Raw genomic sequence first — 14,550 nt, forward strand, 5'->3', positions numbered from 1 at the left:
TTTTGTGAAAAACCTATTTTTTTGCATGTATTCATTATAAAATAGCGATATGCGTAAAGGCGAACGCTTACGTAAAAGCACTATTTTGAGGGGTTGAGCACATGGAAAAGAAATGGTGGAAAGAAGCTGTTGCGTATCAAATCTATCCGCGAAGCTTCATGGATTCAAACGGCGACGGAATTGGTGACATTCAAGGGGTTATTTCAAAATTAGACTATTTATCTGATCTTGGAATTGATGTCATTTGGATTTGCCCGATTTATCAGTCTCCTAACGACGATAATGGCTACGATATCAGTGATTATAAAGATATTATGAAAGATTTTGGAACAATGGAAGACTTTGATGAGCTGTTAGATGAAGTTCACCATCGCGGAATGAAGCTGATTATGGATTTAGTTATTAACCATACTTCAGATGAACACCCTTGGTTTTTAGAATCTAGGTCTGCTAAAGAGAATCCATATCGTGATTATTATATCTGGCACGAAGGTAAAGATGGAAAAGAGCCAAACAACTGGGAATCTATTTTTAGCGGATCAGCTTGGGAGTTCGACGAAAAGACAAAAGAATATTACATGCACGTATTTTCTAAAAAACAGCCCGATTTAAACTGGGAAAACGAAAAAGTACGTCATGAGCTTTATGAAATGGTTAACTGGTGGTTAGATAAAGGAATTGACGGCTTTCGTGTAGATGCTATTTCGCATATTAAGAAAGTGGCCGGCTTCCCAGATCTGCCGAACCCTGAAAAGCTAGATTATGTGCCATCGTTTGAAGGGCATATGAATCGACCGGGAATTCAAGAACATTTAAAAGAGCTAAAAGAAAAAACGTTTGCCAAATACGATATTATGACGGTTGGAGAGGCAAATGGTGTAACATCGGACAGCGCAGATGAGTGGGTAGCTGAAGATGGCGGAAACTTCAATATGATTTTTCAGTTCGAGCATATGGGACTGTGGGATAAAGGAGAAGAAAAACCGCTTGATTTAATCGAGTTAAAAACAATTTTAACTAATTGGCAAAATGGTTTAGAAAAAATTAACGGCTGGAACGCTTTATATTTAGAAAATCATGACCAAATTCGTTCTGTAAATAAATTCGGCAGCACAGCTTACCGAGTGGAAAGTGCAAAGTGCTTAGCTGCACTATACTTTTTAATGAAAGGAACACCGTTTATTTATCAAGGACAAGAACTTGGAATGACCAATGTTAAATTTGATTCTATTGATGATTATGATGATGTTGGGATGATTAACTACTACCGTATTCAGCGTGAAAAAGGCGATTCACATGACGAGATTATGAAAGTTATTTGGGAAACAGGCCGCGATAACTCAAGGACGCCAATGCAGTGGAATACAGAAAAAAATGCAGGATTTTCTACCGGAAACCCTTGGATGAAAGTGAACCCAAATTACGTAGACATTAACGTAGAAGAGCAGAAAAGTGATAAGAATTCGGTACTGAATTTTTACAAACAGCTCATTAAAATTAGAAAACAGCATGATGTGCTGGTGTATGGAACTTATAAGCTGTTGGCAGAAGAAGATTCCGCTATTTACGCGTATACGCGAACATTAGAAGGTAAAACCGCTGTTGTTATTTGTAATATGTCACCGAATAATCAAACGTTCGAGTTTCCTTCAGAGAGCTCATTTACAAACATAGAAGTGCTGATTCATAATTATCCGTTGGATAAAAACGAAACGCTTGAACAATGTACGCTGCACCCATATGAAACACGTGTATACTTACTTTCATAAACAAGTTGAGCAACCGATTGCGCAATTTTAAAATGGAAAGCTTTTAAAAACAAATCTATATGCGACATATGTAAAGAAACTGCTGGCTCTACCAAGAGCGAGCAGTTTCTGCATTTTGATAAAAAGACGGAGAAAGCTTTGACTACGGCGCATGTATATGGTACTTTTACACTTAGTGTAGATAATTAGAAACAAAATGAGGTTGAAAAATGGCGAAATATAAAATTATTGCAACAGCAGCAATGGGAATTGAAGCACTAGTGGCTAAAGAAGTGCGTGCTTTAGGATATGAATGTGAAGTAGATAATGGCAAGGTTATCTTTGAAGGAGACGAGCTTGCAATTGCTCGATGCAATTTATGGCTTCGTACAGCAGATCGAATTAAAGTACAGGTTGGACAGTTCAAAGCTCGTACGTTTGATGAGCTTTTTGAACAAACAAAAGCATTAAATTGGGGAGATTATTTGCCCGTAGATGCACAGTTTCCTGTATCGGGAAAATCAGTTAAATCTAAATTGTTCAGCGTATCAGATTGTCAAAGCATTGTAAAAAAAGCAATTGTTGACAGCATGAAAAAACATTATAACAAAACAACAGGCTGGCTCGAAGAAACGGGGTCAACGTTTAAAATTGAAGTAGCGTTATTAAAAGATGTTGCTACATTAACAATTGACGCAAGCGGTGCAGGACTTCATAAGCGCGGTTACCGCGTAGGACAAGGGGAAGCTCCTTTAAAAGAAACGCTGGCAGCTGCTTTAATTATGCTAACGCCGTGGAATGCGAATCGTCCGTTTGTCGATGTTTTCTGCGGTTCTGGTACAATTGCTATCGAAGCAGCGCTTATCGGTCAAAATATTGCACCAGGATTTAATCGTGACTTCTTATCAGAAGAGTGGCCGTGGATGTCAGCAAGCATTTGGGACAAAGCGCGCGAAGAAGCAGAAGACTTAGCGAACTATGACCAAGTGCTAGATATTGCTGGTCATGATATTGACCATCGTATGGTAAAAGTAGCGGAGCAAAATGCATTTGAAGCTGGACTTGGAGATTTAATTCAATTTAAGCAAATGCAAGTGCGCGATTTTACGACGCCGAAAGAATATGGAATCATTATTGGTAACCCTCCGTACGGCGAACGTTTAAGCGATCGTCCTTCTGTTGAAAAAATGTACGCTGAAATGGGCGAAGCGTTTTCTAAGCTTGATACGTGGTCGATTTATATGCTTACATCTCATGAACAGTTTGAACAGTACTACGGTAAAAAAGCGACGAAAAAACGCAAATTATTTAACGGATTTATTAAAACAGACTACTATCAGTACTGGGGACCTCGTCCTCCACGCAACGACTGATATGAAGCGGTTTTAAGAGAAAAAAATAATCAGTACAGCATTGTACTAGTGCTTGTACAACTTAGCCATGTTACTTTCCAAGTGGAAGGGAGCATGGCTTTTTATTATGCAATTAAAGTATACGATAAGAGAATTTATTGAGGACAGAAAGTTCAAAAATTTATCTACACACACAATCAAGATGTATGAAACCAACTTAAAAATCTTTTATGAGTATTGCATTCAAAATGAAATTATTAATTTAAATGATATAACTCAATCAACATTGAAGAAATTTTTCCTTGTTATGAAAGAAGAAAATAAAAACAATGTAGGAACTCTTAATAACAAAATACGTAACCTTAAAGCGTTTTTTAATTATTTGGTTGAAGAAGAAATGTTAGATGAGAAGCGTAATCCTATGAAAAAAATTAAGCAAGTAAAGCAGGAGGTCAAGATAGAAGTTCCTACTGATGCACAAGTCAAACAAATCATTAAGTATTTTGAACGTCAAGCATATCGTAATGGTTCATTCTTAGGTAATCGAAACCGAATGATGATTATCTTTCTTATTTCAACAGGCGTACGTAGAGGTGAAATAGTCAACATGAAATGGTCAGATATTGATTTTCAAAACAATACGATAAAAGTGTTCGGAAAAAAACGTCAAATAGCGTCTATTCCAATGACAATTAAATTAAGAAAGGAACTGGCTGAATGGAGAATACTATGTGAACACCATTTTAAAGAACTTGGTGAGTATGTATTTTGTAGTCGGAGTAATAAACAGATTACAGATGAAGCCATAAGCACATTATTCAAGCGTGTAAGGCGTGATATGGGGAGTTCAATAGGTAAGGTGCATTGTCATTCATTTCGTCATTATTTCGCTTCTAAAGCCATTCAGAACGGTTTGGATATGAGTTCTCTACAAAAAATTCTAAGGCACGAATCACCTAAAGTCACACAACAATATGTGAATTTATGGGGAACTGCTATTCATGAACAAAATGAGAAGTTTAATCCATTAAATACACTAGATATCTAAATGGCTAATAAGAATTTAAATTAATTACAGACAAATAGTCCAGTTCGACAAAAAATAAGGAGTAGATGCTCGCAACATCTACCCCAACATTTGGCATATTGAAGACACCAAATGAATAACAAATTCAATTTTAGTATAAGACACCCATAAAAAAAGTTCAAGGGTCTATACTCTTCTTTGATATGCCTTCTAATATACTATATGGGGGTATTTGTAATGAAATCAGGAAATATTAATCAATATAAACACTTATCAAACTTTGACAATCTTAAATCCTTTAATTCATCAATGGAACAATGGTATGTAGATATTCATCAACAGAAACTATTTACCAAATCTGAATTGATTGCACTGAAACGTCTTGTGCGCTTCTCTGCGTGTGTTTTTGGCGTATGTAACGCAAAGATTCAAACGATTGTTTCTGCAACTCACAATGACGCAATCGGCATCTCTAGAAGCACTTTTAAACGTATGTTAGTGAGGGGGCAAGATATAGGGCTTATCACAATCTATCGCACTTTTAATCATGGCAAACAAGGGCATAATGTATATATTTTTAATCGCTATGTTTCAGAACTAGAAGAAGATGTTTCTGTTTCAGATACGATTGAACCACCGCAACAGAAACCAATTGAACCACCTAAAACTAGTAATCTTTCTAAAACTAATAACCATAATATAAACATACGTACAGATAATGTAATTAAAGATATTCCAGTTGGATTTCAAGATTTAGTAAAATTCTATTACGAACCAAAACAAATAATTGAGTTATGGAGGTGTGTTAAAAATAGCACACGTTATTTGACATACATGGACGAGCAACAAAAGGTCGATTTAGGTATTCGTTCATTTAAACAAATGATTTGCAATATCAAATTAGGGTATAGTATCAAGAAATCTATTTATGCTTACTATTGGGGGATTCTGCAAGGAAATCTTGACATTGAATATAAGAAAATTATTCTGAGTGCTTAAATAGAATTTTATAAAAAAATTACATTAGAGGTAACAAGTGTTCGGAAAAAGTGCATAAAAAATGTGCATGTTTTCCGAATGGTTTCGGAATTTACGCACAAAATATATGCACATTTTACGAGAGTGTTCAGAAAACACACACAAAAAATGTGCAATAATTACTAAGTATAGAAGAATAAAAGTGAAACGAATAAAATAGATAAAGGAAACTAAGTCGCTCACGCTCCTTCTATCTTGTTCGCTTACGCTCTAGGGAAGTCGCTTCGCTCCATTTGGGGTGAACCCCAAATCGCTTATTACAAAATAAAAGTTTTGAGATAGTTTAAAACATATTTAAAGTGATTAACATGGGGTCTTCCTAAACAAACAATAAGTTTAATAAGTGTTTAAAAGACATTTTAAAATAAAAAAAAGAGCATTTAAATTGCTCTTTTTCTTAAAACCAACTGGCATTATATCACTTCTTATTTTGTATCTTCTCCGAAAACCTAACATTGATAGAAAATCTTCGGTGTGAAGTAAATAAGATTACTAAATATGGAAATTATTTGTTTTTTCTTTAATATTCCCTTAATCTTTTTTCAGCATAACGAACAGCATCAAAGAAATCTTTTTCACCATATTTAGGGGATTTCCCTTCTGATTTACACATATCATTTTCTGCTTGCAACGCTGATACATCCATCATTATAAATGATGCTAGTAACATTTTGTCTGCTTCCGAATAAGCCATATGTAATCTCCTTTTAAAATTGGGTCAATTATACTTAGTATAGGTTTAATCATGATTTTTAGACATCTTTAATTGCAATTATATTTGACCGAACCTTAATATAGGAGAACGCTCTATTTCGGATAAAATTTCGCTTCTAAGTAAACACGTTGCATTACATTATAGATTGAACTTGGAGTATTACATTGAAAATTCCTCTGAAAATCGAAGAAGCATTTCTTCTAAACTCCTTTGAAGTTCTTTGTAAATATCATAATACTGGTATAAATATATTCTTTCATTATTTATTATGTCATCTCTTAATTTTTTTAAACGTATAATCTCTTCGGAATCTAGTGATATGGTTGATAATAATGCAAAATCCCTTGGCTTTCCAATGTTTTCTTCTTTTTCAAGATGCTTATCCCATAAATCTACTTGAAGAAATGTAGCGTTAATATGTAGTGGGTCAATATTATCTTCGTAACACCCACCCAGTTTATTTTCAAAGTCCCTAAAGAGTTGGTAAGCATCTTTATCAATTTTTAGCATGTGATTTCTCATAATTTTATTTGATTCGGCTAATCGCGTGTGGAACTCTTTAGATTCTTCTGTTTGTAAGAAATTGTAACAGTCATCAAGTATAAACAAAAATACATGAGGGTTATGGTTTTTAATTCTTTCCAAGACATTTATGTGTTGCAGACATTCTCTTATGATATCTAAACTTTCTTCTGCATGGGAAATCATTATAGGGAGTGAATCACGCCTTGCTTCTGTTTTTGCTAACGCTCCTGCTATTTTACTTTGTCGTTCACTATGCTTTAGGGTTAATATTACACCTATTAAAGTAATAGCACCAGACAAAATTGAGCCGATATAAGTGCCGAGAAACCCTATCCAAGCAGGTACATCGCCATAAACTTTAACAATGTGAACACTCATTAGATAATTTACAAAGGCAGGTACACCTACTAGCAGTATTAAGAGTGTTAAGATTCCTAAAATAATATAAGTTCTTTTACTAAGATTTTTAAAATCCAAAACTATTCCTCCTATTCACCTAATATATTACCATACTTATCCAATATATTAGGTGGAATAATTAAAAATAAAATGTGCAAAAAATACCTTATCTAAGGGATTTATATATGAGAGGATTGTTTGCAATTGTAAAATGTTCGTAATAGTGGCTAGAAATGTACTAATTAATGAGAGGTTATTTTCTTCTTAGAAATGTATACAAAAGTGCTTTCACAGGACGATAAATAGTGAAGGAGTTAATCCTAAAACGAAAAATACGTACAAAACATGCTAGTTAATGGCATACTTAATGAGGGGCTAATTATTTTTTAAAAGTGACACAAAATCGCTGAGTTAAGGGCATAAATAATGAAAGGTATATTTTAAAAATATAAAATGTACACAAAATGCCTTAATAAACCACTAATAAATGAGGGAACTATTTATTTTAGGAAAGGTGACACAAAACCGTCTATCTATCGTGATAAATGGTGGTAGGACTAAAATGTGGAAAAAACCCGTTTGATAGGGCGATAAACTTATGAGGGGTAGAAAATAATATACGTACATAATATATCGCTAAACCACTAATATACGAAGAGATTAATACCAAATAAAAAATACGTACAAAATGGTTTAGTTCGACACATAATTAATGAGAGGTATATTTTCTTTTAGAAATGTATACAAAAGTGCTTTCAAATACACTTTATTAGTGAAGGGACTTTTTCTTTTAGAAAATGTTCAATAAATATGCTAGTTAGGGCGATAAATAATAAGAGGACTAATTAATCAAAAATTTTTATCCCTTAATGCAATAACTTGCATGACGATATTTTTAACTCCTATGGAATATCAATTTAAAAGTTTGGTTGCGAAGGAAGTTGTGACCCGTTGTAACCTTCTAACAGTTTATCTTTACGATAAACCTCCTAACTCGAAGAGTGTTCAGCCGACACTCTTCTTTTTTATGAATTAATTTAAAGGAATGATGTAAATGAAAGACATGGCTATGGAAGAAATCGCATTTAAAGGTGCAGAAGAATTAGAACAAGACAGGTTAGAAATCGTTCTAGCAGAGAGTGAACGAATTTTAAACAGAGTTAGTGAACGCTTGAAGCGTATGGATAAAAGACAAGAAGAGATGGAAATCAAATATAAACAACTTGATGGTCTACTCTATTTTATGGAGTGGCAACTAGACAAATTTGAAAAAGAAAACAATCTAAAAGAAGCAAAATAGGTTGGTTCACAAAGCAAGACCTTGACAATTTAGAATGATTATTTGTTTCGTTTAAGATGGTTAAGGTGGTGAAGTAAAATGCTAGATATTTTAATGATGGCGTTTGGAACGATTGATTTAAATTCAATCGGTCAAATGTTAATTGATAATGGTGTCTTTGCCGTCCTTTTTGGATGGCTATTTTTCGATACTCGAAAAGAAGCAAAGAATCGTGAAGAACGATTGTTAGACCATATCGAGAGACAAGGCGAAGCACTAGACAAGGTAGCAGACACGATTGAACGAATGGACATTCGCCTGAGTTATATAGAACAAAAAGTTGATAAAAAATAATTTAGAAGTGAGGTAAGTGAAATGGAAGAAAAAAACTTACAAGAACATGAAGTAGTTAAAGAAAACGAAACAATTATTGAAAGCAACACAGATACTTCCATCGACGAGCAAGAGCAAGTCGAAGAGAAGTTATATAAACAAGAAGATATTGACGCTCTGCAAGCACAAGTGGATGAGTTAAGTCAGTATAAGCCAAAGGAACTAACAGAAGATGAAATTAAGATTCAAGAGAAGTTAGAGAGTATTTGGCAAAGAGAAGTAAACGCAACCCTTAAAGAAGAGGGTTTAGAAATCTTCTCTGAATTTATTAATGCAGGTGTAGATGATACAGACGCATTAAATAAACAAATTACACAACTAAAAGAGATTGTTGGAAAACTTAAATTATCCAACAGTTATCAACCCACTAATCATAAATCTGTTGATGGTTATTCATTAGCCAAAAAGAACAAAGATACTAAATCGATGATTAGTGAAAAATTGAATTTTTAATAAAAGAAAGAGGAATTTAGATGTTAGATACTAACAAATTAACAAATTTAGAAAATATTAATCTCACTGATGAAATCGCTGTTATTGCTCCAATGGCTACTCCATTTATGACACTATTAATGAGCAAAGGTCAATACATTGACACAACTGGAAAAATCCACACTTGGAGAGAGAAAACTTTAGATTTCGCTGACGTAACAGTTGCAGAAGGTAGCGAAGCGACAAACTTCGTTAACGGTATGCGTGCTGAACTTAACAACGTTTTAGAAATCTTCTTAAAAGCAACATCTGTATCTGGTACAGCACAAGCAACTGGAAAAGTTGGCGACTTATTCGCTTCAGAAATTAGTGACCGTCTTGCAGAGGTTAAAGTTTCAATCGAAAAACGCCTAATCACTGGTGTTAAAGATGACGCTTCTGTATCTGGTATCCGTAAAATGGATGGTCTTTTAAAATTCGCTGACGCTTCTAACATAATTACAGGTGCTACCTCTGGTCAAATCAAAGAAGAAGAAATTAAAGGACTAGTTCGCAAACTATGGGAACAAGGTATTGAAAACGGTGAGTTTTATGCTCTTGTAAATGCTGACATTAAAGAAAAAATTGATGCTCTTTACAAAGATTCTTACCAATATACTCATACTGAAACTAATTTCGGTATCGTTGTATCAAGCATCAATACTAACTACGGTAAAATCAACTTCGTTTTAGACCGTCATGTACCTGCCGACAAAGTTATTGCCTTCGATTTAAACTCAGTAAATGTTGCTTTCTTACGTCAACCACAATTTGAAGCACTTGGTAAAACAGGTGACAACATCAAAGGTCAAGTTGTTGCAGAAGCAACTCTTGAAGTGGCAAGCAAAAAAGCAGTAGCAGTTTACACTTTAAAAGCGTAATCACAACTACATAACAACAACGTAGGAGAGGGAAAATCCCTCTCCTATTTATTTTAAAAAGCATTAAAAAATTTGCATGGAGGTATCAAAAATGAGCATCAAAGAACATTACATACTAAAACGTAGAAAGAAGAAAATTCGTTTAAGACAAATAGCAGAGTACATTGGATGCTCTCAATCATTAATCAGCCGTTACGAAACAGGCGATTGTGAAATGGAGAAATTAAAGGTCGAGAAATACAAGGATTTTATCGATAACTTTTAAAACATCATACAGGTAATTAAAAATTTATGTAAATCAAAGGAGTGAAAAATGTGAAAGTAGTAGTAACTTAACTCTTTTACTCAATCGCACGTGAGTAAAAGGAGAACAACGCATACATAAATACAATTGAATAATGTATAGAACATAAATTTCAAAACATGAATTAGTGCAAGCAAAAGAGCGAAGTGCAAACTTTCGCTAATTTATGAAGCAAGAATTTAAAAACAAATTTCCACAATGGGTATTCGAAGAAAATGACTATACGGTTTGTCTATCAGATGACTTAGATAGTTTAGTTGGAGCAATGATTTTAAAACAGGTTAAGGGATGGGAAACAACGCATTTCTATGACTTTGAATCATTGTATTCAGTAGATAAAACAGACAAGCGCAGAGCCGTTGGCGTAGACGTTGCTTTAGAAAGTGGAATGACATTCGATAATCATGTTGTTAGATTGACAAAGAATGATAGGGTTAATTCTTTATCAGCAAATCCAAACGTGATTGAGAATATTAGCAGGGAAAATTACACAGAAAAGTACGCAATGAGTACAACGTTGTTGCTCTGGTCGTTATATGACTTACCAATGCCAGTAACGGACAAAGGGAAACTTTTACTATTAAGTATTGATTCTAGTTATCTTGGACACTATAAAGGGTTTCAAAAGGTACAGAATGAATGGTTGAGAAAACTTGGATTTGAGGAGTTAATTGACATTCAAAATAAGTACACAATAAAAGATTTCGTGAACGTCAAAAAAGAGTTTGATTCTTCATTGAAAATCGAACTCACTGATAAGGGTACTTTAACAACTCAAATGAAATTAGAAGGTATCAGCCAACTTTTAGGATTGGCTATTGAGTTACCAAAATACATATTTGAAGTTAGAAAAACATTTGAAAGAAAAAATTACAGTTTACGCAATAACAAAAGTTACAGCAAATCGAGCGTTGAGAACATTCTCGGCAAAGATATTTTCTCATTGGCTCTCACATCTAAAAACTATGCAAGTTTAACATTAATGTAAAAAAGTTGTCAACAGACGTTAAATCAAAGGATGGTAAGTTATGAAACAAGAATATTACTTCTGCTACTCAACTAATTTAAGTGAGTTTTTAAGAGAAGAAAAAGGAATGGAAGCAATCTGTAAAGCATTCCATCACAAGACAGATAAACTCTTCTGGTTGTTTGAAAAGACAGAAGAATTAAAGGATGCTCTAAACGAATATACAGAGCAAAGTAAAAACAAGGGTCTACGTTAAGACCCTTTATAAATCAAATTGTAAATTAAGCACCATGAGTGCATGTAAGTAAATTAAGGGGATAAATTATTATGTTAAAAATGACTAGAAGAACTTTCGCAGTATTACCAAATGTGGCTTTCGCAGGAGGTACAGAATATCATCTTACTAAAGATGAATTAATGGTTTTTGTACATATTCAATTTGTGAAGCAAGTTGGTCTAATGGATACACAGATTACAAGAATATATACAGATATGTTGCTTGAAGATTTAGAATGGAAGACAACTACAGCAAGTCGTGATAATAAGCGTGTAGTTACTGCATTAGAAGGATTAGAGAAGAAAGGTTATATCGTAATTCAATTTGACGGTAAAAAGATTACTAATTCTCTTCTTACAATTACAGTTGTCGAAGAGATGATGAAAGTAGGAACCCATGTCTCTGTGAAATGGAAAGATAAGCCATTGCCCTTCAAAGGATATACCAAAATTGAAGGTGATGATTACAATCTAGCAGAGGTTGATGGTCAAAAGATGACTGTTATTGCTTATGTATTATGGAGAAGCGGTATTGAAGGATACAAAATTGCATTCAAAGAATGGCAACTAGTATTAAATGTGAGCGATAAAACAGCACAAAGCATCATTAACGATTGTGATTCAAACATTAACATTATTCGTGGTGAAAAATATAAGGATGAAAATGGTCAATGGAGACAAGAGCCAAACACATATGAGTTAAAGAAAAATATGTCTACAAAGAGCAAACTAGAAAAAGAAAAGCAAGAAGTAACTAGCATGACTTATTTAGAAAAGTTTGCGAGCACAGTTACAGACCCACGTTATATGGGTGATATGGAAGTTATAAAAGAGTTATATGACAAAGATACTCCTTTAGATTGGAAAGGGTACGAAGCATGGAAAGAAACTACTTGCCCAAATCTTAAAAAAGCAGGTAATGACCTTTTTGCAATCCTTGAAAAGAAAGGTCAAACATGGTTAAAAGAAAAACTTGAAAAGGAATATCAAGACCGTAAAAAACATCAAACAGCAATTGAAATTGCTATGGCAAAATTGCCAGACATTATCCCTTATGAATCAGATGAGGAAGAAGCAGAACGTCAGGCGAAGCATCAAGCAATCAGAAACGTAAAGAAGAAAGATTACTCTTTCTTTGATGAAGAAATAGTTTAAGAAAGGTAAATGAACAATGACATTAAGAGAAGCATTAAAGAAAGTTACGAAGGAGAATCGTGCGTACTTTCATTACAAATTTCCAGATACACGATTTGATAAAACGATAGAACAGAAGACAGAGCAAGAGTTTCTTACTTCTGTGAATCGTAAAACGATGAATGGTTTTCAAGAGTGGGAGAAGTCGCTAGAATACGCAAATCTTGTTGCTCTTTACCTGCAATCAAAGCAGATTGATACTTTACATAACATTTATAAAGTGGTTGAAGTAAAGGCACTTGAAGGTGACGATAAAGCAATCGCAACGCTTTTAAAACTGAATAAAGAAATTAACGCAATGATTAAAGGGTTTTCTACTGTACAAGATGCAGAAGAAGATGATGATGGATTGTCGGTGTAATAAATGAGCAAGAAGTTAACAACGAAAGAAAAATTAGAGTTAATCAAGCAAGACCCTGTGTTGTGGCTACAAAACTTCGTCAAAATTACAACAAATACAGGTGAATACGTTCCATTTATGGTCAATGACCAACAGAAACAGTTTATAGATGGAATGGTGCGTTTTAACGTAATTTCAAAGGCAAGACAGATTGGTTTTTCTACTCTGTCTTTAGGTTTATGTTTATGGATGGCATGTACAAGACCTCGAACAAACTACATGATTGTTTCCTATAAGGAAGAATCCTCAACACTACTCTTCGAAAAACTCAAAGACATGTATGACAGTTTACCGAAAGATAAATTTCCATTTCCAAAAGATGTAGAAAACAACAGACGTAAATTAAAACTAAATAATGGGTCATCTATTACCCTTGCTACGGCAGGAGGTAAAGACGTTGGGCGTGGCTCCACATTCGAGTACATATTGCTTTCAGAGTTTGCATTCTATGAGAATCAAGACAAAATCCTTTTGTCGGCTGAACAGGCACTAGCAAAATCTAAGGCATCAAAGATAGTTATTGAAACAACTTCAAACGGCTTCAACCACTATCAACGTTTGTTTATGAATGCGTGGAAAGGATATGAAAAAGGTCAATCAAGATATAAACCTTTCTTCTTCCCTTTTTATTCGTCTTCTTATGCAAAACAGTTTAAAGAGGATTATGATGAAGCAGAAACTTGGTATAAAACAACACATAAAAAACGCCTTAATAAAGAGGATTTAGAGCCAGAAGAAATTGTTTTACATAATGTAGGTGCAACACTTAAACAGTTAATGTGGCGTAGATGGAAACTGTTAGATATGAGCATTCAGCAATTTTATCAAGAGTTTCCTGCTACTCCAATGGAATCATTTATTTCTAGTGGTTTGAGCGTATTTGACCAATCGAAAATTATCGAACGTTTAAGATACGTGAGTGAGCCAAAAACATATGCAGAAATCAAAATGAGTGTTCCAGACAGCATTGCAAAATATGTTGGTAAATCACTTATGATTTATCAAGTGCCAAAAGAAGGCATGAAGTATTATGCAGGTGTTGATACTGCTTCTGGTTCTGGCGGTGACTACTCCACTATTTCAATATTAGACGCAGAAGGAGAGCAGGTTTTAAGTTTCTATAACAATAAAATTCCTGTATATGAGTTTGCCAGTGTTATTAATGACATTGGCAAATGGTACAACTATGCTTTCTTAACCGTAGAGCGTAACTCATTCGGCACACCGATTCTAGAGCGTTTGCGTAAAAAGTATGAGTATATGAACCTTTACAAACATAAGGTCTTTAATCAACAGCAAGGTAAAAAGATGATGATGCTGGGTTTTCAAACAAATCAAGTAACTAAAAGCATCATGATTACTGATTTAAAAGAACAATTCGAATTAGAAGCAATCCTAGTCAATTGCAGAGAAACATTAGAAGAAATGCAAATTTTTGTTGAAACAGAAGGCAAGACAGGAAATAAAAAAGGTGAAGGTAACCATGATGATAACGTTATCGCTTTGGCTCTTGCAATTCAAGGTATAAAACAAAACAAATGGTATGTTTAGGTAATTTTCTGTGATAAAATACCTCTATAA

16 protein-coding genes are annotated in these 14,550 nt (G+C 34.1%); 14 read left to right on the forward strand and 2 right to left on the reverse strand.

Annotation, left to right across the window (positions count from 1 at the left end; all coding sequences use genetic code 11):
* The first annotated feature begins 101 nt into the window (after window positions 1–101).
* The 4 genes from MKX72_RS07290 to MKX72_RS07305 all read left to right on the forward strand — a co-directional run bounded on the left by MKX72_RS07290 (window position 102) and on the right by MKX72_RS07305 (window position 5,126).
* The gene (locus MKX72_RS07290) at window positions 102–1,769 is read left to right on the forward strand and encodes a glycoside hydrolase family 13 protein (protein ID WP_028414051.1); all 1,668 of its coding nucleotides are present in this window, start codon (window positions 102–104) and stop codon (window positions 1,767–1,769) included.
* Between the two features lie 209 nt (window positions 1,770–1,978).
* A complete protein-coding gene (locus tag MKX72_RS07295; protein ID WP_155008271.1) occupies window positions 1,979–3,121 on the forward strand; it encodes a THUMP domain-containing class I SAM-dependent RNA methyltransferase in 1,143 nt (380 codons plus the stop codon).
* Between the two features lie 106 nt (window positions 3,122–3,227).
* The gene (locus MKX72_RS07300) at window positions 3,228–4,148 is read left to right on the forward strand and encodes a tyrosine-type recombinase/integrase (protein WP_186808529.1); all 921 of its coding nucleotides are present in this window, start codon (window positions 3,228–3,230) and stop codon (window positions 4,146–4,148) included.
* A gap of 216 nt (window positions 4,149–4,364) precedes the next feature.
* Window positions 4,365–5,126 carry a hypothetical protein gene (locus MKX72_RS07305; protein ID WP_155008269.1) on the forward strand — a complete coding sequence of 254 codons (762 nt, stop codon included), beginning with the start codon at window positions 4,365–4,367 and terminating at the stop codon, window positions 5,124–5,126.
* Window positions 5,127–5,685: 559 nt separating this feature from the next.
* Here MKX72_RS07305 and MKX72_RS07310 read toward each other — a convergent pair.
* Together MKX72_RS07310 and MKX72_RS07315 are read right to left on the reverse strand one after the other, a co-directional pair.
* The gene (locus tag MKX72_RS07310; protein WP_186808528.1) at window positions 5,686–5,859 is read right to left on the reverse strand and encodes a hypothetical protein; all 174 of its coding nucleotides are present in this window, start codon (window positions 5,857–5,859) and stop codon (window positions 5,686–5,688) included.
* A gap of 180 nt (window positions 5,860–6,039) precedes the next feature.
* Window positions 6,040–6,882, reverse strand: coding sequence for a hypothetical protein (locus tag MKX72_RS07315; protein ID WP_155008268.1), 843 nt, complete (start codon window positions 6,880–6,882; stop codon window positions 6,040–6,042).
* A 976-nt stretch (window positions 6,883–7,858) separates the two neighbouring features.
* On the opposite strand from MKX72_RS07315, the gene MKX72_RS07320 reads away from it, so the two are divergent.
* The 10 genes from MKX72_RS07320 to MKX72_RS07365 all read left to right on the forward strand — a co-directional run bounded on the left by MKX72_RS07320 (window position 7,859) and on the right by MKX72_RS07365 (window position 14,520).
* Window positions 7,859–8,104 (forward strand): hypothetical protein, encoded by a 246-nt coding sequence (locus MKX72_RS07320; RefSeq protein ID WP_155008267.1) that lies wholly within the window; start codon window positions 7,859–7,861, stop codon window positions 8,102–8,104.
* Between the two features lie 78 nt (window positions 8,105–8,182).
* Window positions 8,183–8,437: a BhlA/UviB family holin-like peptide gene (locus MKX72_RS07325; RefSeq protein WP_235918767.1), complete on the forward strand. Its 255-nt coding sequence runs from the start codon at window positions 8,183–8,185 to the stop codon at window positions 8,435–8,437.
* A gap of 21 nt (window positions 8,438–8,458) precedes the next feature.
* A complete protein-coding gene (locus MKX72_RS07330) occupies window positions 8,459–8,929 on the forward strand; it encodes a xanthine phosphoribosyltransferase (protein ID WP_155008266.1) in 471 nt (156 codons plus the stop codon).
* Between the two features lie 20 nt (window positions 8,930–8,949).
* Window positions 8,950–9,828, forward strand: a complete 879-nt coding sequence (locus MKX72_RS07335; RefSeq protein ID WP_155008265.1) for an SU10 major capsid protein — start codon at window positions 8,950–8,952, stop codon at window positions 9,826–9,828.
* 91 nt (window positions 9,829–9,919) lie between these two features.
* Window positions 9,920–10,093, forward strand: coding sequence for a helix-turn-helix domain-containing protein (locus MKX72_RS07340; protein ID WP_155008264.1), 174 nt, complete (start codon window positions 9,920–9,922; stop codon window positions 10,091–10,093).
* Window positions 10,094–10,298: 205 nt separating this feature from the next.
* Window positions 10,299–11,120, forward strand: a complete 822-nt coding sequence (locus tag MKX72_RS07345) for a hypothetical protein (protein ID WP_155008263.1) — start codon at window positions 10,299–10,301, stop codon at window positions 11,118–11,120.
* Window positions 11,121–11,160: 40 nt separating this feature from the next.
* Window positions 11,161–11,355, forward strand: a complete 195-nt coding sequence (locus MKX72_RS07350) for a hypothetical protein (RefSeq protein ID WP_155008262.1) — start codon at window positions 11,161–11,163, stop codon at window positions 11,353–11,355.
* Window positions 11,356–11,426: 71 nt separating this feature from the next.
* The gene (locus tag MKX72_RS07355; RefSeq protein WP_155008261.1) at window positions 11,427–12,530 is read left to right on the forward strand and encodes a hypothetical protein; all 1,104 of its coding nucleotides are present in this window, start codon (window positions 11,427–11,429) and stop codon (window positions 12,528–12,530) included.
* 16 nt (window positions 12,531–12,546) lie between these two features.
* Entirely contained in the window at window positions 12,547–12,930 is a 384-nt protein-coding gene (locus MKX72_RS07360; RefSeq protein ID WP_155008260.1) for a hypothetical protein, read from the forward strand.
* A 3-nt stretch (window positions 12,931–12,933) separates the two neighbouring features.
* Window positions 12,934–14,520 (forward strand): terminase large subunit domain-containing protein, encoded by a 1,587-nt coding sequence (locus tag MKX72_RS07365; RefSeq protein WP_155008259.1) that lies wholly within the window; start codon window positions 12,934–12,936, stop codon window positions 14,518–14,520.
* Window positions 14,521–14,550: the final 30 nt, after the last annotated feature.

The sequence above is a fragment of the Priestia sp. FSL R5-0597 genome (assembly GCF_038006305.1).
GTDB classification, from domain to species: domain Bacteria; phylum Bacillota; class Bacilli; order Bacillales; family Bacillaceae_H; genus Priestia; species Priestia zanthoxyli.

What these genes read in the sequence shown, in the direction of transcription:
- MKX72_RS07290 (WP_028414051.1), top strand. Translation starts at nt 102, where the DNA reads ATGGAAAAGAAATGGTGGAAAGAAGCTGTTGCGTATCAAATCTATCCG.
- MKX72_RS07295 (WP_155008271.1), top strand. Translation starts at nt 1,979, where the DNA reads ATGGCGAAATATAAAATTATTGCAACAGCAGCAATGGGAATTGAAGCA.
- MKX72_RS07300 (WP_186808529.1), top strand. Translation starts at nt 3,228, where the DNA reads ATGCAATTAAAGTATACGATAAGAGAATTTATTGAGGACAGAAAGTTC.
- MKX72_RS07305 (WP_155008269.1), top strand. Translation starts at nt 4,365, where the DNA reads ATGAAATCAGGAAATATTAATCAATATAAACACTTATCAAACTTTGAC.
- MKX72_RS07310 (WP_186808528.1), bottom strand. Translation starts at nt 5,859, where the DNA reads ATGGCTTATTCGGAAGCAGACAAAATGTTACTAGCATCATTTATAATG.
- MKX72_RS07320 (WP_155008267.1), top strand. Translation starts at nt 7,859, where the DNA reads ATGAAAGACATGGCTATGGAAGAAATCGCATTTAAAGGTGCAGAAGAA.
- MKX72_RS07325 (WP_235918767.1), top strand. Translation starts at nt 8,183, where the DNA reads ATGCTAGATATTTTAATGATGGCGTTTGGAACGATTGATTTAAATTCA.
- MKX72_RS07330 (WP_155008266.1), top strand. Translation starts at nt 8,459, where the DNA reads ATGGAAGAAAAAAACTTACAAGAACATGAAGTAGTTAAAGAAAACGAA.
- MKX72_RS07335 (WP_155008265.1), top strand. Translation starts at nt 8,950, where the DNA reads ATGTTAGATACTAACAAATTAACAAATTTAGAAAATATTAATCTCACT.
- MKX72_RS07340 (WP_155008264.1), top strand. Translation starts at nt 9,920, where the DNA reads ATGAGCATCAAAGAACATTACATACTAAAACGTAGAAAGAAGAAAATT.
- MKX72_RS07345 (WP_155008263.1), top strand. Translation starts at nt 10,299, where the DNA reads ATGAAGCAAGAATTTAAAAACAAATTTCCACAATGGGTATTCGAAGAA.
- MKX72_RS07350 (WP_155008262.1), top strand. Translation starts at nt 11,161, where the DNA reads ATGAAACAAGAATATTACTTCTGCTACTCAACTAATTTAAGTGAGTTT.
- MKX72_RS07355 (WP_155008261.1), top strand. Translation starts at nt 11,427, where the DNA reads ATGTTAAAAATGACTAGAAGAACTTTCGCAGTATTACCAAATGTGGCT.
- MKX72_RS07360 (WP_155008260.1), top strand. Translation starts at nt 12,547, where the DNA reads ATGACATTAAGAGAAGCATTAAAGAAAGTTACGAAGGAGAATCGTGCG.
- MKX72_RS07365 (WP_155008259.1), top strand. Translation starts at nt 12,934, where the DNA reads ATGAGCAAGAAGTTAACAACGAAAGAAAAATTAGAGTTAATCAAGCAA.